The 16,236-nt window shown below is 71.3% G+C and carries 12 protein-coding genes and 1 pseudogene; 10 read left to right on the top strand and 3 right to left on the bottom strand.

From position 1 onward, the window contains the following. The first annotated feature begins 28 nt into the window (after nt 1-28). The 8 genes from OG927_RS13595 to galK all read left to right on the top strand — a co-directional run bounded on the left by OG927_RS13595 (nt 29) and on the right by galK (nt 12,759). Nucleotides 29-1,846 (top strand): ABC-F family ATP-binding cassette domain-containing protein, encoded by a 1,818-nt coding sequence (locus OG927_RS13595; protein ID WP_056799185.1) that lies wholly within the window; start codon nt 29-31, stop codon nt 1,844-1,846. A gap of 129 nt (nt 1,847-1,975) precedes the next feature. Then, nucleotides 1,976-3,739: an outer membrane protein assembly factor BamB family protein gene (locus OG927_RS13590; RefSeq protein ID WP_330320223.1), complete on the top strand. Its 1,764-nt coding sequence runs from the start codon at nt 1,976-1,978 to the stop codon at nt 3,737-3,739. Between the two features lie 361 nt (nt 3,740-4,100). Further along, nucleotides 4,101-5,978 carry an outer membrane protein assembly factor BamB family protein gene (locus tag OG927_RS13585; protein WP_330320222.1) on the top strand — a complete coding sequence of 626 codons (1,878 nt, stop codon included), beginning with the start codon at nt 4,101-4,103 and terminating at the stop codon, nt 5,976-5,978. 58 nt (nt 5,979-6,036) lie between these two features. Next, complete coding sequence (locus OG927_RS13580; RefSeq protein WP_330320221.1) at nt 6,037-7,896, top strand: outer membrane protein assembly factor BamB family protein; 1,860 nt, start codon at nt 6,037-6,039, stop codon at nt 7,894-7,896. Nucleotides 7,897-8,121: 225 nt separating this feature from the next. Continuing rightward, the gene (locus OG927_RS13575; protein WP_056799176.1) at nt 8,122-8,814 is read left to right on the top strand and encodes a helix-turn-helix transcriptional regulator; all 693 of its coding nucleotides are present in this window, start codon (nt 8,122-8,124) and stop codon (nt 8,812-8,814) included. A gap of 752 nt (nt 8,815-9,566) precedes the next feature. Beyond that, nucleotides 9,567-10,610 carry a galactose-1-phosphate uridylyltransferase gene (gene galT / locus OG927_RS13570; RefSeq protein ID WP_124282749.1) on the top strand — a complete coding sequence of 348 codons (1,044 nt, stop codon included), beginning with the start codon at nt 9,567-9,569 and terminating at the stop codon, nt 10,608-10,610. Continuing rightward, on the top strand, nt 10,607-11,587 hold the full coding sequence (galE, locus tag OG927_RS13565; RefSeq protein WP_319100965.1) for a UDP-glucose 4-epimerase GalE: 981 nt from the start codon (nt 10,607-10,609) through the stop codon (nt 11,585-11,587). Before galT ends, galE begins: the two co-directional genes overlap by 4 nt. Further along, entirely contained in the window at nt 11,584-12,759 is a 1,176-nt protein-coding gene (gene galK, locus OG927_RS13560; RefSeq protein ID WP_056799166.1) for a galactokinase, read from the top strand. Before galE ends, galK begins: the two co-directional genes overlap by 4 nt. On the opposite strand, the pseudogene OG927_RS13555 reads toward galK, so the two are convergent. Then, nucleotides 12,749-13,186: pseudogene (locus tag OG927_RS13555) on the bottom strand (GNAT family N-acetyltransferase); the annotation flags it as partial. The gene galK and the pseudogene OG927_RS13555 sit on opposite strands and share 11 nt — an antisense overlap. Before the next feature lie 267 nt (nt 13,187-13,453). Between OG927_RS13555 and OG927_RS13550 the strand changes: the two are divergent. Next, complete coding sequence (locus OG927_RS13550; protein WP_199862728.1) at nt 13,454-14,233, top strand: response regulator transcription factor; 780 nt, start codon at nt 13,454-13,456, stop codon at nt 14,231-14,233. On the opposite strand, the gene OG927_RS13545 is transcribed toward OG927_RS13550, so the two are convergent. Then, on the bottom strand, nt 14,192-14,689 hold the full coding sequence (locus OG927_RS13545; RefSeq protein ID WP_056799154.1) for a MarR family winged helix-turn-helix transcriptional regulator: 498 nt from the start codon (nt 14,687-14,689) through the stop codon (nt 14,192-14,194). The two genes, OG927_RS13550 and OG927_RS13545, sit on opposite strands and share 42 nt — an antisense overlap. 88 nt (nt 14,690-14,777) lie before the next feature. Here OG927_RS13545 and OG927_RS13540 point away from each other — a divergent pair, with 88 nt between their 5' ends. Beyond that, nucleotides 14,778-15,575 carry a trans-aconitate 2-methyltransferase gene (locus tag OG927_RS13540; protein WP_330320219.1) on the top strand — a complete coding sequence of 266 codons (798 nt, stop codon included), beginning with the start codon at nt 14,778-14,780 and terminating at the stop codon, nt 15,573-15,575. Between the two features lie 4 nt (nt 15,576-15,579). Here the strand turns inward: OG927_RS13540 and OG927_RS13535 are convergent, their stop codons facing one another. Then, nucleotides 15,580-16,182 carry a Uma2 family endonuclease gene (locus OG927_RS13535; protein ID WP_209471314.1) on the bottom strand — a complete coding sequence of 201 codons (603 nt, stop codon included), beginning with the start codon at nt 16,180-16,182 and terminating at the stop codon, nt 15,580-15,582. Nucleotides 16,183-16,236: the final 54 nt, after the last annotated feature.

The following is a 16,236-nucleotide window of genomic DNA, read 5'->3' as shown; positions in this document are numbered from 1 at the left end:
ACGCAGGGATCCCCGAGGCAGGAGTGAAATGGCCGTCAATCTGGTCAATGTCGAGCAGGTCAGCAAGGTGTACGGCACCCGTGCCCTGCTCGACGGTGTATCCCTCGGGGTGTCCGAGGGCGACCGGATCGGCGTCGTCGGCCGCAACGGCGACGGCAAGACGACGCTCATCCGGATGCTCGCCAAGCTGGAGGACGCCGACACCGGCCGGGTCACCCACAACGGCGGGCTGCGCCTGGGTGTCCTCACCCAGCACGACTCGCTCGACCCGCAGGCCACCATCCGGCACGAGGTCATCGGCGATCTCGCCGACCACGAGTGGGCGGGCAGTGCCAAGATCCGCGACGTGCTGACGGGACTGTTCGGCGGGCTCGCCCTGCCCGGCTTCGAGCACGGCCTGGACACCGTCATCGCCCCGCTCTCGGGCGGCGAGCGGCGCCGGATCGCGCTGGCCAAACTGCTCATCGGCGAGCCGGACCTGATCGTCCTCGACGAGCCCACCAACCACCTCGACGTCGAGGGCATCTCCTGGCTGGCGGGGCATCTGCGCACCCGCCGCTCCGCACTCGTCTGCGTCACCCACGACCGGTGGTTCCTCGACCAGGTCTGCACCCGCATGTGGGACGTCCAGCGCGGCTCGGTCCACGAGTACGAGGGCGGCTACAGCGACTACGTGTTCGCCCGGGCCGAGCGGGAGCGGATCGCCGCGACCGAGGAGTCCAAGCGGCAGAACCTGATGCGCAAGGAGCTGGCCTGGCTGCGGCGCGGCGCCCCCGCCCGTACGTCCAAGCCGCGCTACCGCATCGAGGCGGCCAACGAGCTGATCGCCGACGTGCCGCCGCCGCGCGACACGAGCGAGCTGATGAAGTTCGCCAACGCCCGGCTCGGCAAGACCGTCTTCGACCTGGAGGACGTGACCGTCCAGGCCGGACCCAAGACCCTGCTCACCCACCTCACCTGGCAGCTCGGCCCCGGCGACCGCATCGGTCTGGTCGGCGTGAACGGCGCGGGCAAGACCTCGCTGCTGCGGGCGCTCGCCGAGGCGTGCCGGACCCAGGGCGACGTACAGCCCGCGGCGGGCAGGATCATCGTCGGCAAGACGGTCAAGCTGGCCTACCTCTCCCAGGAGGTCGCGGAGCTCAACCCGAACCTGCGCGTGCTCGAAGCCGTCCAGCAGGTCCGCGACCGGGTGGATCTCGGCAAGGGCCGCGAGATGACCGCAGGTCAGCTCTGCGAGCAGTTCGGCTTCACGAAGGAGAAGCAGTGGACGCCGGTCGGTGACCTGTCCGGTGGTGAGCGGCGGCGGCTGCAGATCCTGCGGCTGCTGATGGACGAGCCCAATGTCCTCTTCCTCGACGAGCCCACCAACGACCTGGACATCGAGACCCTGACGCAGCTGGAGGACGTCCTCGACAGCTGGCCCGGGTCGATGATCGTGATCTCCCACGACCGGTTCTTCATCGAGCGGACCACCGACAAGGTGATGGCCCTGCTCGGCGACAGGGCACTGCGGATGCTGCCGCGCGGGATCGACGAGTACCTGGAGCGCAGGCAGCGCATGGAGGAGACGGCCACGCCCGCTTCCGCCGCCGCTGCCTCGGCTCCGCGTAGCGCGCCTGCGGAGAGCGTCTCGCCGCAGGCGGCGCGCGCCGCGAAGAAGGAACTGCAGAAGGTCGAGCGGCAGCTCGACAAGATGTCGACCAGGGAGACGACCCTGCACGCGCAGATCGCCGACAACGCCACCGACTTCGCGAAGGTGGCCGCGCTCGACACGGAGCTGCGTGAACTGGTCGCGGAGCGGGACGTGCTGGAGATGCGCTGGCTCGAACTGGCCGAGGAATCCTGATCGTTCGAGCACCCCGGGCGGGTCACCGCAGGTGAGACCGCAGGGTCGGGTGGTGCGGGTGGTAGAAAGTAGGCTGCCCGGATCGCGGTGACCTTGCGGTGGCCGCGCCGTTCGAAGGGGGACGAGCAGATGACCCAGCCGCCCGGCCAGCAACCGCCGCAAGGAGGCTTCGGGGATCCGTTCGACCCCTCGCAGGGCCCGCCGCCCGCAGCAGCCCCGTCGTACGGCTACCCGCCCGCACCGGGTGCGCCGCAGGGGCCGTACGGGCACCGGCCCGGACCGTACGCCCCACAGCCGGGACCGTACGGGCAGCAGCCGTCGGGAGCGTACGGCGGTCCCGGGCCGTACGGCGTGCAGCCCGGTCCGCAGGGCTCGCAGCAGCCGGCACCGTACGGGGCCGGTTCCCCGCCGCCGGATCCCGGAGGGGCCGGAAAGAGGCGCGGCCCGTTCACGGGCAAGCCCGCGTTGATCATCGGGGCCGTGCTCGCCGTCGTCCTCGTCGCCGGGACGGGCGTCTGGCTCGCGACCGGCGACGGGAAGCCCGCCGCCGGGACGGGCGGAGCCACCGGGAAGCCGAGCGGCTCGGCCGCCACGGGCAAGGACGGCAAGGGCGGCAACGACGGCAAGGACGAGAAGGTCGCCGGGCCGACCGCCGCCGAGCTCAACGCCGGCCGCAAGCCCGGTGAGGCGAAGGTGCTCTGGCTGCGGGAGAACGGCGTCGATCTCCCGCAGTACGGGGAGGAGGCGTACGGCCCCTGGTTCGCCGGGGACACCGTCGTCAAGGCCATGTACCGCACGGTCTCCGGCTATGCGGCGGCCGACGGCGCCGAGCAGTGGACCCTGGCGCTGCCCACCAAGCTCTGCGCGGCGCCCACGCTGCCCACCGACGACGGCAAGATCGTCGTCGGGATCGAGGACAACGTCTCGGAGCGGGAGGCGAGCTGCTCGGTCCTGCAGATGATCGATCTGCGCACCGGCAAGGCGGGCTGGAAGAAGACGGTCGACCGCACCGGGATGCAGGACGGGCTGTCGAACGTCGCGATGGCGGTGAGCGGGGACACGGTGACCTTCGGGCGCACCGGCAGCACGGACGCCTTCCGGGTCAGCGACGGCACCAAGCTGTTCGGTAAGCGCGAGGACGTCTGCCAGCCGTACGCCTTCACCAGCGGTCCGCGGATGATTGGCGCGGTCAGCTGCCAGGTCGAGCCCGCAGACCCCGTCCGCCAGCAGGTCCAGGAGGTCGATCCGGTCACCGGGAAGCCGCTGTGGACGTACCGGGTGAAGGACGGCTGGAAGGTCTCGCACGTGTTCTCGACGCGGCCGCTCGTCATCTCGATCCAGAAGGACGAGGAGTGGGCAGGGATCGTCCTGAACGATGACGGCAGTCTCCGCTCCCAGCTGATCACCGGCACGGGGAACTACGCGGTGAGGTGCGGCGAGGACTCCGTGGAGGCCGGTGGCACCCTGGACGGCTGCGCCGGGGTCACGGCCGACGCGGACAGGCTGTACCTGGCGACCCTGCCCGAGGTGACCAAGGAGTCCAGCATCAACAAGGTCGTCGCCTTCGACCTGGCGACGGGCCGGGTCCTGTGGGACGTGACCGGACCCGAGGATCAGAACCTCCTGCCGCTGCGCATGGAGGGCAGCGACGTGCTGATCCGTGTGGAGCCCTCGTACCGCAGGGGCGGCGAGGTCGCCACGGTCGCCCCGTCCGGGGGTGCGCTCAAGACGCTGCTGAGGCATCCGGCCTCGGGCGCCGCGACCGAGGCGACGCTCTTCCGGTCGAAGGTCGCCTATGTCGACGGCCGTTCCTTCATTCTGGCCAGTCGCATCAGTGCGGACGACGACGCGGAGGAGATGGCGGCGACGGCCCTGATGGTCTTCGGCAGGTGAGGGTTCCGTGTAATCCGCCGATAGCGGCACAAAGCAGAACAAGGTGGTAGGAACCTCCAGCGGCATGACGTGAAAGACGCCTACGCCGGGGCAAGTTGACGGAGCGTCGGCCAACGGGCCCGCGGTCCCGCCCGGTACGCGCGTAACGACGGCATCACGGGCCGGTTCTCCCTTGGGAACAGGGGGTGGACCGATCCGGTGTTCGACGTGGAGCGGGTGGTACAAAGAAGCCCCGCTCCACGTCGTAACACCGCGGACTCCATGCCCCATTCGCTCCTTTCCGGGGGAATCCAGTCCCACCGGAATCGCGGGGGAGAACGGACAGGGCACCGGGCCGCACCGCACGAAGGGGGACGTGCTGATGACCCAGCCGCCCAGCCAGCAACCGCCGCAGGGAGGCTCCGGGTCTCCGCAGGAGCCGCCGCAGGGAGCTCCTCAGCCGCCGCCCCAGACCCCGCCGTCGCAGGGCGGGCCGCCCCCGCCGCAGACCCCGCCGCCCGCGGGCCCGCCGCAGATGCCGCCCCAGGCCCCGCCGCCGGCGCAGCCGGGTTACGGCTACCCGCAGGCCCCGGGCGACCAGCCCGGCTACGGCTATCCGCAGGCCCCGGGCCCGTACAGCCAGCAGCCCGGCCCGTACGGCGCCCAGCCCGGTCCCTACGGCCAGCCGGGCCCGTACGCCCAGCCCGGTCCGTACGGCCAGCCCACGCAGCCCGGTGCCTACGGGCAGCCCGGCGCCTACGGCTACCCGCAGCAGCAGTACCCCGGCGCACCCGTCCCCGGCGGTTCCGGCGGCGGGCCCTTCAAGGGCAAGCCCGCGATCATCATCGGTGCGGCGCTCGCCGCGCTGCTCGTCGTCGGCGGCATATTCGTCGTCACGAGCGGCGGCGACGACGAGAAGGAGCCCGTCGCCAAGTCGAGCACCGGGCCCGCGGAGCCGAGTGCCTCGCCCACCGTCGACGAGGGCGACGGCAACGGCGACGGCCGCGAGGTGGACGACGACCTCAACGCCGGCCGCAAGCAGGGCGAGGCCAAGGTCCTCTGGCTGGCGACGAACGACATCGACCTGCCGCGCAACGGCGCGGAGGTGTACGGCCCCTGGATCGTCGGCGACACGCTCGTCAAGGGCATGTACCGCTCGATCGCGGGCTATTCGGTGGCCGACGGCAAGCAGAAGTGGACCCTGGCGCTGCCCGCCGACCTGTGCGCGGCGCCCGATACCCCCACGGCCGACGGCAAGCTCGTCATCGGCGTGATGAACGGCACCACGGACAAGGCCGACTGCGCCGATCTGCAGATGGTCGACCTCAACACCGGCAAGGCCGGCTGGAAGAAGTCGATCAAGAAGAACGGCACCTGGGACATGATGTCCGACATCGGCCTGGCGATCAGCGGTGACACCGTGACCGTCGGCCGCACCGGCAACTCCAACGGCTACCGGGTCAGCGACGGCAAGGAGCTGTTCGGCAAGCCGGCGGGCACCTGCCAGCCGTTCGCGTTCGCCGGCGGTCCCAAGCTGATCGCCGCGACCAGTTGCCGCACCGACGACGCGAACAACCCCCAGCACCAGGTCCAGGAGATCGACCCGGCCACCGGCAAGCCCAAGTGGACCTACAAGCCCCAGCGCGGCTGGGAGGTCGACAAGGTCTACTCGGTGAGCCCCCTCGTCGTCTCGCTGACCCAGCGCGAGGAGAAGAAGTGGTCCATCCTCGCCCTCAAGGAGAACGGCACGCTCCGTTCCCAGCTGGTGGGTGACAAGGAGGACAAGTTCTCCGTGGACTGCGGTCACGACTTCTCGATCTTCGGAGAGCAGCTCGAAGGCTGCACCGGGGTCGCCGCGGACGCCAACACCTTCTACATCGCGACCGAGGACGACGCCAGCGGCACCGGCCGCACCAACAAGGTCGTCGCCTTCGACCTGAACACCGGCAAGCCCAAGTGGAAGGCCGCGGCCCCCGCCGAGCGCGTCATGAAGCCGCTGCGCATGGAGGGCGGCAACGTGCTGCTCTACCTGGAGGCCACGTACAACAAGGGCGGGGCGATCGCGACGCTCGCACCGGCCGGCGGCGCACCCACCGTGCTGCTGCAGCACCCGGACTCGACGACCCGGATCGAGAGTTCGTTCTTCACGTCGAAGATCGCCTACGCGGGCGGCCGCTCCTTCATCGTGAGCGGGCGCGTCAGCGCCTCGAACGACAAGGAAGAGAAGGCCCAGAAGACCATGATGGCCTTCGGCAAATGACGGATCACGACGGTACCCGCAGCCCCTTCTTCTCAGACTCCTCAGAGGTACGCACGCCATGACGCAGCCGCCCCAGCCGCCCAACGATCCGCCCCAGGGCGGATTCGGAGCCCCGCAGGATCCGCCGCCGGCCGACCCGTTCGGCAAGCAGCCCCCGGCCGCGCCGCCGACCCCGCCCGCGGGCGGCTACGGCAGCCCGCCGCCCCCGCCCGGAGGATTCGGTCCCCCGCAGACGCCCCCGCCCGGCCAGCCGCAGACCCCGGCGTACGGCTACCCGCAGGCGCCGCCCCCGGGGCAGCCGCCGACGCAGCCCGGCTACGGCTACCCGCAGCCGCCGACGCAGCCCGGGTACGGCTTCCCGCAGGGCGGCCCCGGCATGCCCCCGCCGCCCGGGTACGGCTACCCGACCGCTCCGATGCAGCCTCAGTACGGGGCGCCGCAGCCGGGGAACGGCGGAAAGAAGTTCAGCACCCAGATGCAGATCATCGTCGCCGCGGTCGTCGCCGTGGTGCTGATCGTCGGCGGCGGGGTCATCTACGCCTCCAGCGGTGGTGACGACGAGGGCGGCAAGAAGACCGAGGCGTCCTCGGCCGGCACGGACGGCGGCGAGGGCAAGGGCGGCTCGGACAGCGGGCTGGGCGGCGGCAGCGAGAAGGCGCCCGCGGACACCAAGTCGGCGGTCGGCTTCCAGCTGCCCCACCCGAAGGTCACCGAGACCACCACGGTCAGCGGCTCCTGGGTCACCGACAAGGCCTACGTGAAGACCGGCGTGTACGAGATCGTCGGCTACGACCTCGCCAAGGGCACCAAGCTCTGGTCGATCCCGCTGGAGGGCCAGCTCTGCGCCGCCTCCCGGCACATGAGCAAGGACTACAAGACCGCCATCGCCTTCGAGGAGGGCAAGCCGAGCAAGGCGGACAAGTACCCCTCGTGCAACCAGGTCGGCGCGATCGACCTGGCCACCGGCAAGCTGACGTGGAGCAAGTCGGTCACCTCCGCCTCCGGCGGCGACGAGCCCGTCAGGTTCAACGAGGTGACGCTCAGCGGCAGCACCGTCGCCGCGGGCGGCACCGGGGGCGGCGCCGCCTTCAACCTCACCACCGGCGCCGAGCTGTGGAAGCCGAAGACGGACGCCAACAACTGCTACGACAAGGGGTACGGCGGCGGCGAGGCCCTCGTGGCCGTCCGCAAGTGCGGTACCTACGACGAACCGCAGCTGATCATTCAGGCGCTGAACCCGACCACGGGCGCCCCGCTGTCCTCGTACGAGATGCCGGCCGGCGTCGACTACGCGAGCGTCATCTCCACGAAGCCGCTCGTCGTCGCGGCCGACGTCGGCGACACCGCCGGTGACGGCAGCGGCATCTCGGACTTCTTCTCCATCGACGCGGCGACCGGCAAGCTGACCGTCCGCATCTCCGCCGACGCCGACCAGTACGCGGCCCGCTGCGGCTCCACCGAGGTCGAGACCTGCGGGTCGGTGGCCGTCGGCAACAACCGGCTCTACGTGCCGACCGAGGAGCACGAGGGCGGCGGGGAGTACGGCGACACCAACGAGATCGTCGCCTTCGACCTGACCACCGGCAAGCTCGTCGGCGGCAGGGCGGACGCGGGCGACCGCTACACGCTGACCCCGCTGCGCATGGACGGTGCCAACGTCATCGCGTACAAGAGGCCCCCGTACGACAAGGGCGGCCAGATCGTCTCCATCGACGGCTCCACCTTCAAGGAGACCGTGCTGATGCAGAACCCGGACGACGAGGCGGTCCGGAAGGCCGAGACCAGCTTCTCCTTCGACTACGCCGAGTTCATCTACGAGAAGGGCCGGCTGTTCATCTCCGAGACGATGATCAGCGAACCCCGCAAGAGCGCGTTCGACGACAAGGAGTACCTCGTCGTCTCCTTCGCCACCGGCTGACCCGTCCACGGGTGAGCAGTGACGGCCCTGCCGGTTGATCAACCAACCGGCAGGGCCGATCGTTTTCTGTCCGGCAAGTGGCCTTCATTGGCTCAGAATTCGGCATTCTGGGGGGCCTCTGCCCAGTAGGGGGCGCACCATGTCGAACAAGCGTGTAACTTGCCGGGGCAGAGGGCCGGGGGGCCTGTTTCCAGAGTTACACAGCAGTACATGGGGGGTTGCTCGATGGGCGTGCGGCTCATGGTGGTCGATGACCACCGTCTGCTCGCCGAGGCGCTCGCCTCGGCACTGAAACTGCGCGGCCACCGGGTGCTCGCGGCCGCCGCGCCGACGTCCGGCGCGGCGGAGCTGGTGATCAGCAGGGCGCCGGAGGTCTGCCTGTTCGGCACGGCGGCGCCGGCCGAACCGGGCGCGTTCGACCCGATCGTGCGGATCGGGCGGGAGCGCCCGCAGGTGGCCGTCGTGGTGCTGGGCCCGGTGCCGAGCCCGCGCGGCATCGCGGCGGCCTTCGCCGCGGGGGCGGCCGGGTACGTCCGGCACGACGAGCGCATCGAGGGCGTCGAACGCGCGATGGCCAAGGCCCGTGCCGGGGAGGCCGCCGTCGCCCCCCAGCTGCTGCGGGGCGCGTTCACCGAGCTGCTGCATCCGGCGGTCCAGCCGGACGACGAGGGCCAGCGACTGCTGCACATGCTCACCCCGCGCGAGGTCGAGGTGCTGGTGCGGGTGGCCGAGGGCGAGGACACCCGGCTGATCGCGGCCGGGATGGGGATCGCGCCGAGCACCGCCCGTACGCATGTGCAGCGCGTCCTGATGAAGCTGGGCGTCGGTTCCCGGCTGGAGGCGGCGGCCCTCGCGGCCCGTACGGGGCTCCTGGACCGGGCGGCGGGAACACGGCAGGGGCCGGACGGCCTCGCGTGATCGTGTGACGGCCGGGTCCCGCGGTCCGCGGTGTGAGCTCTCGCGGATACCGGGGGCCTCGTCGGGCATCCGGGCCGGGCGCGGCTTCGTCCGGAGCGGGAGGAGAGCCCGGGGGCCGGCATGGCCGGGTCCCTCCGGAGGCTGAGGCGGACGCCCTCGGCCTCCTCCGGGCCGGCCTCGGACGGGGGTGATGCCGAGGAGGACGATCACTCCGTGGCCACGAGGAGACCGCCGATGATCCGCCGGACGTCGGAGAGCAGTGCCGCGGTGGCGGACGTGCGAGCCGGCGGGGAGACTCCCCTGCGCGGGGCGGGCGTCCGGCTTCCTCCGATTTGGTGATCCGGTAGTGCGCGACCGAGCGGCTCCTCTGCGGCTGCCGCTGCGGGGCGCCGGTGAGGGACGCCGTGGGGGGCGACGAGACAGCGGCGGTCGTCCGTACCCCGAAGCGTGCGCACCTGCCCGGAAGTGGCCGCACGTGCTTTGAACGCACCGGCGGGCCGGTGCCGGCGACGCCGAGGACACGGCCGGGCAGGAGTTCCCGCGTCCGCAGCGGGATCGCGTCGGTGCCCGTGAGGTCCGTGGCGATCGGGCTGACGTTCTTTGTTCGATCCTGATCGCCCTGGGAAAGGCCATGGAGCCCGTTCCGCCGACGACGAGCAGGCGGCGCAACGGGCTCGTCGGCATTGACGCCAGTGTTGGCTTGTGGTTTGTTATGTGCGGTTATGTTTGACGGGGTGGCATGGAGGAACCTGGTGAAGAAGACGGTCACGACCCTCGCCGACGGCCGGGAGCTGATCTACTACGACTCCGCGGACGACATCGTCCGCGATGCCGTCGACCTGCGGCCGCTGGACGCCGTTTCGACGTCGTCCGAGGTCCGCGTCGATCCGCTGCTCGGCGACTCGGTGGCCATCGCCTCGCACCGGCAGGGGCGGACGTACCATCCGCCGGCCGACGAGTGCCCGCTCTGCCCCTCGCGGGAGGGCCGGCTGAGCGAGATCCCCGACGCGCACTACGACGTCGCCGTCTTCGAGAACCGCTTCCCCTCGCTGGCCGGTGACTCCGGCCGCTGCGAGGTCGTCTGCTTCACCTCCGACCACGACGTGTCCTTCGCCGGTCTCACCGAGGCGCAGGCCGCCCTGGTCCTGGAGGCCTGGACCGACCGCACCGCCGAGCTCGCCGAACTCCCGCAGGTCACCCAGGTGTTCTGCTTCGAGAACCGGGGCGCCGAGATCGGCGTCACGCTCGGCCACCCGCACGGGCAGATCTACGGCTACCCCTTCGTCACACCGCGCACCGAGCTGATGATGCGCTCGGCGGAGACCCACCGGACGGAGACCGGCCGGAACCTCTTCGACGACGTCGTCGCCCGGGAACTGGCCGACGGCGACCGTGTGGTCCTGGAGGGTGAGCACTGGGTGGCGTTCGTGCCGTACGCGGCGCACTGGCCCTACGAGGTCCACCTCCACCCGCGCCGCCGCGTCCCGGACCTGCGGGAGCTCGACGACGCGGCCCGCACAGAGTTCCCACAGATCTATCTGGAACTCTTGAGGCGATTCGACCGGATCTTCGGCCCCGGCGAGCCGCCGACCCCGTACATCTCGGCCTGGCACCAGGCTCCGTTCGGGGTCCCCGGGCGGGAGGAGTTCGGGCTGCACCTGGAGCTTTTCACCATCCGGCGCACCCCGGGCAAGCTGAAGTTCCTGGCGGGCTCCGAGTCCGGCATGAGCGTGTTCATCAACGACGTGCCGCCGGAGGCCGCGGCCCAGCGACTGCGAGAGGTAGCGAGCGAGTGAGCAACCCCGGTAAGAAGTACCTGGTGACGGGCGGCGCGGGATACGTCGGCAGCGTCGTCGCCGCACATCTGCTGGAGGCAGGTCACGCCGTGACCGTCCTCGACGACCTGTCGACCGGCTTCCGCGAGGGGGTCCCGGACGGCGCCGAGTTCATCGAGGGCCGCATCCAGGACGCCGCCGAATGGCTGGACTCCTCGTACGACGGGGTCCTGCACTTCGCCGCGTACTCGCAGGTCGGCGAGTCCGTCGTCAACCCCGAGAAGTACTGGGTGAACAACGTCGGCGGGACCACCGCCCTGATCGCCGCCATGCGCGACGCCGGGGTGCGGAACCTGGTCTTCTCCTCCACGGCGGCCACCTACGGCGAGCCGGTCTCCAGCCCCATCACGGAGTCCGACCCGACCGCGCCCACCAACCCGTACGGCGCCACCAAGCTGGCCGTCGACCACATGATCACCGGTGAGGCGGCGGCGCACGGCCTCGCCGCCGTCTCGCTGCGCTACTTCAACGTCGCGGGGGCCTACGGCAGCTGCGGCGAGCGCCACAGCCCCGAGTCGCACCTCATCCCGCTGGTCCTCGAGGTCGCGCTCGGCCGGCGCGAGGCCATCTCCGTGTACGGGGACGACTACCCGACCCCGGACGGCACCTGCGTACGCGACTACATCCACGTCGCCGACCTCGCCGAGGCCCATCTGCTGGCACTGGACGCGGCCACCGCCGGTGAACACCTGATCTGCAACCTCGGCAACGGCAACGGCTTCTCCGTGCGGGAGGTCATCGAGACCGTCCGGCAGGTCACCGGCCACGCCGTCCCCGAGATCGCCGCCCCCCGACGGGCCGGCGACCCCGCCGTCCTCGTCGCCTCCGCAGCCACCGCCAGGAAACGGCTCGGCTGGCAGCCGTCCCGCGCCGACCTGGCCGGAATCGTCGCCGACGCCTGGACGTTCGCCCGCCGAGAGGAACCCACCACGCCATGACCGAGAACGCCGAGCTGACCGCCTCCTTCACCGAGCTGTACGGGGCCGCGCCCGAGGGAATCTGGGCCGCACCCGGCCGAGTGAACCTAATCGGTGAGTACACCGACTTCAACGACGGCTTCGTCATGCCGCTCGCCCTCCCGCACACCGCACGCGCGGCCGTGGCCCGTCGCACCGACGGTGTGCTGCGACTGCACTCCACCGACGTACCGGGCGGCGTCGTCTCCCTGCGCGTGGACGAGCTGGCCCCGCACTCGGGGCACGGCTGGGCGGCCTACCCGGCCGGTGTCGTCTGGGCGCTGAGGGACGCGGGCCACCCCGTCACCGGTGCGGACATCCAGCTCACCTCCACCGTCCCGGTGGGCGCGGGGCTCTCCTCGTCCGCCGCCCTGGAGGTCGTCACCGCGCTCGCGCTGAACGACCTCTTCGCCCTGGGGCTGAGCGCCCCGGAGCTCGCGGTGCTCGGCCAGCGCGCCGAGAACGCGTTCGTCGGCGTGCCCTGCGGGGTCATGGACCAGATGGCCTCGGCCTGCTGCACCGAGGGACACGCGCTGTACCTCGACACCCGTGACCTCACCCAGCGCCAGGTCCCCTTCGACCTGGCCGCGCACGGACTGCAGCTGCTGGTCGTCGACACCCGGGTCAAGCACTCCCTGGGCGACGGCGCGTACGCGGAGCGCCGGGCGGGATGCGAGGCGGGGGCCCGTGCCCTGGGCATCGGCACCCTGCGGGACCTCCCGTACGAGGGTCTGGACGCCGCGCTCGACACGCTGGCGGCGGCGGGCGAGGACGAGTCCGTCGTGCGCTACGTCCGCCACGTGGTGAGCGACAACCACCGGGTGGAGCAGGTCATCGCGCTGCTCGACGCGGGCGAGGTGCGTGCGGCGGGCCCGGTGCTCAACGAGGGGCACGTCTCGCTCCGCGACGACCTGCGGGTCTCCTGCCCGGAGCTGGACCTGGTGGTCGCCTCGGCGAACGCCGCCGGGGCGCTCGGGGCCAGGATGACCGGAGGCGGCTTCGGCGGTTCGGCGATCGTGCTGGTGGAGGAGGAGGCGGCGGACACGGTCGCCAAGTCCGTGACCGAGGCCTTCACTTCGGCTGGTTTCGCCACCCCAGGAGTCTTCCCCGCGGTGCCTTCGGCGGGGGCCCGGCGGCTCGGTCCAGCCGCTTGACCAGGATGAACTCGGCCACGCCGGGCGGATAGTCCTCGATCTCGCCGACCACCTCGTACCCCTGCTTCCGGTAGAAGGCGGGGGCCTGGAAGTCCCAGGTCTCCAGCCGGGAGCGGGTACAGGCCCGGTCCTCGCGGGCGAGGCGCTCCGCCTCGGCGAGCAGCCGTGCGCCGAGGCCGGCGCCGCGGTGGCGGGCGTCCACCCAGAGCAGATCCACATGGAGCCAGTAGGCCCAGGTCCTGCCGGACAGCCCGCCGGCGAGGGCTCCCCGGCCGTCCAGGAGCCAGACTTCCAGGGGAAGTTCGTGCTCGGCGGGGGTGGACTGCAGGGCTCGTAGCCCCGGTGATCCGTTCCGGTTGTCCTCGTTCAGCCGCCGGCTCAGCAGAATGCGTCGTTCCTTGTCTGCTTCTGTCTCAAGACGGAACATGATTCACACCCTAAGCACCGCGGGCAGTCAGTTCCGTGAATTGCCTTCCGCGGTTCACCGCCCGCCGTACGCTGATGCACAGCACCGGTGGGGGCCGGTGCTGATTCAGGGGACGAGACAGTCGGATACGACGCCCGGGACGGGTGACGGCCGAAGACGGCGGCGGCCGTGGACGGCGGTTCACCACTGACGTACCGGGCGTCGTATCCGCAGTGGTCCGTCCCGCAGGGGCAGGCCGATCAGGGGCGCCCCAGGAATTCACGCAGCATGGGGGTGTCTGTGGCTCGTATCCGGGTTCTCGTGGTCGACGACCACCGCATCTTTGCCGAGTCCCTCGCGGCGGCCCTCGCGGCCGAACCGGACGTCGACGTGTCGGCGGCGGGCAGCGGGCCCGCCGCTCTGCGGTGTCTGGAGCGCGCGGCCGCCGAGGGGCGCCGTTACGACGTGATGCTGGTCGACGCCGAGCTGGGCATCCTTCCCACGGGCGGGGCCCGCACCGTCTCCGTCGCGGTGGCCGACGGGAACGCCCCGGTGGACGGCATCTCGCTGGTGGCCGGGGTGCGTGCGGGGCAGCCGACGATCCGTACGGTGGTGCTCGCCGAGAAGGACGACCCGCGCCGGGCGGCGATGGCGCTGCAGGCCGGGGCGTCGGGCTGGGTCGCCAAGGACTGCTCGCTGCAGCGGCTGCTGACGGTCGTACGGGGTGTGCTGCGGGACGAGACGCACCTGCCGGCCGCACTGCTGACCGGGGTCCTGCGGGAGTTGACCGCGGCGCGCAAGCACCGCACCGAGAGCGAGCAGCTCGTCGAGTCCCTGACGCCCCGCGAGCGCGAGGTGCTGCGCTGCATGGTGGCGGGACTGGGCCGCAAGGCGGTGGCGGAGCGGCTGTTCCTGTCTCCGCACACGGTGCGCACCCACATGCAGAACGTGCTGGGGAAGCTGGGCGTGCACTCGACGCTGGCCGCGGTGGCGCTGGCCCGGCGGGCCGGGGTGGGCCCGGCCCCGCTAGCCGGGGATGTTGTCGAACGGGGCGGTCAACTCGCGTAGCAGCGCGGCCAGTTCGGACCGCTGCCGGTGGGAGAGCTCACCCAGGATGGCCCGCTCCTGATCGAGGAGTCCGGCCAGCGACTGGTCGGCTTTGTCGCGGCCCTCCGCAGTCAGTCGTACGAGCACGCCGCGGCGGTCGTTCGGGTCGGGCAGCCGCTCGACGAGGTTCTTCTTGGTCAGCCGGTCGATGCGGTTCGTCATCGTGCCCGAGGTGACCAGCGTCTGGGTGAGGAGCTGCCCGGGGGAGAGCTGGTAGGGGGCGCCCGCGCGGCGCAGTGACGTCAGGACGTCGAACTCCCAGGGCTCGAGGTGGTGCTCGGCGAACGCGATCCTGCGGGCCCGGTCGAGGTGGCGGGCCAGCCGGGAGACACGGCTCAGCACCTCGAGTGGTTCCACGTCGAGGTCGGGGCGCTCTCGGCGCCATGCAGCGACCAGCCGGTCGACCTCGTCCTCCATGTCGATCAGTGTAGAGGGTCCCTCGACATGAAGTCTCTTGAATTCAAGTGTCTTGACATCAAGATACATGCGGGTCGATCCTGATCCCATGACCGCACCCGTCTGGGATCCGCAGCAGTACCTGCGCCACGCGGACCACCGCACCCGGCCCTTCCTCGACCTCCTGGCCCGGATCGGCCCCCTTCCCCACCCCGGCGCTCCCCGCATCGCCGACCTCGGCTGCGGCGCGGGCAACGTCACCGTCCTGCTGGCGGCCCGCTGGCCGCAGGCCCGCGTCACCGGTTACGACAACTCCCCGGAGATGCTGGAGAGGGCCCGCGGCCACGCGGGCGCCCGGCTGGACTTCGCCGAGGCCGACGCCGTGACCTGGGTACCCGGCGAGACGTACGACCTGATCGTCTCCAACGCCCTGCTCCAGTGGGTCCCCGGCCACGCCGTCCGCTTTCCCCTCTGGCTCGACGCCCTCGCGCCCGGAGGCACCCTCGCCTTCCAGGTCCCCGGCAACTTCGACGCCCCCAGTCACACCCTGATGCGCGAGCTGGCGGACTCCCCGGCCTGGCGGGACCGCCTCGGCGGCCTGCTGCGCCACGGGGACGCGGTGCTCGACCCCGAGCGGTACCTGGAACTCCTGACGGCACCGGGCCGCACCGTGGACGTCTGGGAGACCACCTACCTGCACCTGCTGCCCGGCGAGGACCCCGTCCTGGACTGGGTCAGGGGCACCGGCCTGCGCCCGGTCCTCACCGCCCTGGCCGACGACCCGGCAGCCCGCGACGCCTTCCTCGGCGAATACCGCGCCCTGCTGCGCGACGCCTACCCGGCGGGCCCGCTCGGCACCGTCTTCCCGTTCCGCCGGATCTTCGCGGTGGCCAGGGCTGCCGGGTGAGCGCTCAGAGCCGGTCGAGGGCTTCCGGCGAGATGTCGACGTCGACGGGGAACGGGACCCCGGTCTTGAGCCGGTCGTGGTGGATGCCCGTCAGGGCGTACGCCTTGTTCACCGGGTCCAGCTCGTAGACCCGCACGACCGGGCGGCGGTCGCTGCCGGCCATCTCGACCAGCCAGAAGTTCGGAATGCCGGCCGCCGCGTACTTCTGGGGCTTGGTGTCACGGTCCCGGGCCTCGGAGTCCGGCGAGACCACCTCGACGGCGAGCAGCACGTCAGCGGCCTCGAAGCGGGTCTGCTCCCGGCCGGTGACCGCTTCCGCCCGGACGACGGAGACATCCGGCTCCGGCCCGTTGCGGCGGTCGAGGACCACGGTCATCTCGCGCACGACCTTCAACTCGCGGGGCGCACCGCTGCGCAGCCCGTAGGTCAGCAGGTCGATCATGAGGCTGTGAAAAATGCGCTGCGGACTCACAAAAATCAGGCTCCCGTCGAGCAATTCCGTGTGCGGCGGGAGATCGGGCAGCGTGAACAGGTCGTCCACGGTGTATCCGTCCTGCGGGGGCACCGGCCAGCGGCTGCTGTGCCCGGTGATCGGCTCGGCGGTCATGGTTCCTCCCATGGACGGGATTCTGTGCCCTGCCGACCACACTACGGCCGCGAA

This window comes from Streptomyces clavifer (genome assembly GCF_036345975.1).
Lineage (GTDB): Bacteria > Actinomycetota > Actinomycetes > Streptomycetales > Streptomycetaceae > Streptomyces > Streptomyces clavifer.
Note: the sequence above shows the minus strand (reverse complement) of the source record. Positions and strands in the feature narration are given on the sequence as shown.

Bases quoted from the DNA above. Each gene is read 5' to 3' on its own strand.
- OG927_RS13575 (WP_056799176.1), top strand. From the start codon at position 8,122: ATGGGCGTGCGGCTCATGGTGGTCGATGACCACCGTCTGCTCGCCGAG.
- OG927_RS13535 (WP_209471314.1), bottom strand. From the start codon at position 16,182: ATGACCGCCGAGCCGATCACCGGGCACAGCAGCCGCTGGCCGGTGCCC.
- OG927_RS13580 (WP_330320221.1), top strand. From the start codon at position 6,037: ATGACGCAGCCGCCCCAGCCGCCCAACGATCCGCCCCAGGGCGGATTC.
- OG927_RS13590 (WP_330320223.1), top strand. From the start codon at position 1,976: ATGACCCAGCCGCCCGGCCAGCAACCGCCGCAAGGAGGCTTCGGGGAT.
- OG927_RS13585 (WP_330320222.1), top strand. From the start codon at position 4,101: ATGACCCAGCCGCCCAGCCAGCAACCGCCGCAGGGAGGCTCCGGGTCT.
- OG927_RS13595 (WP_056799185.1), top strand. From the start codon at position 29: ATGGCCGTCAATCTGGTCAATGTCGAGCAGGTCAGCAAGGTGTACGGC.
- OG927_RS13540 (WP_330320219.1), top strand. From the start codon at position 14,778: ATGACCGCACCCGTCTGGGATCCGCAGCAGTACCTGCGCCACGCGGAC.
- OG927_RS13545 (WP_056799154.1), bottom strand. From the start codon at position 14,689: ATGGAGGACGAGGTCGACCGGCTGGTCGCTGCATGGCGCCGAGAGCGC.
- OG927_RS13550 (WP_199862728.1), top strand. From the start codon at position 13,454: ATGGGGGTGTCTGTGGCTCGTATCCGGGTTCTCGTGGTCGACGACCAC.
- galK (WP_056799166.1), top strand. From the start codon at position 11,584: ATGACCGAGAACGCCGAGCTGACCGCCTCCTTCACCGAGCTGTACGGG.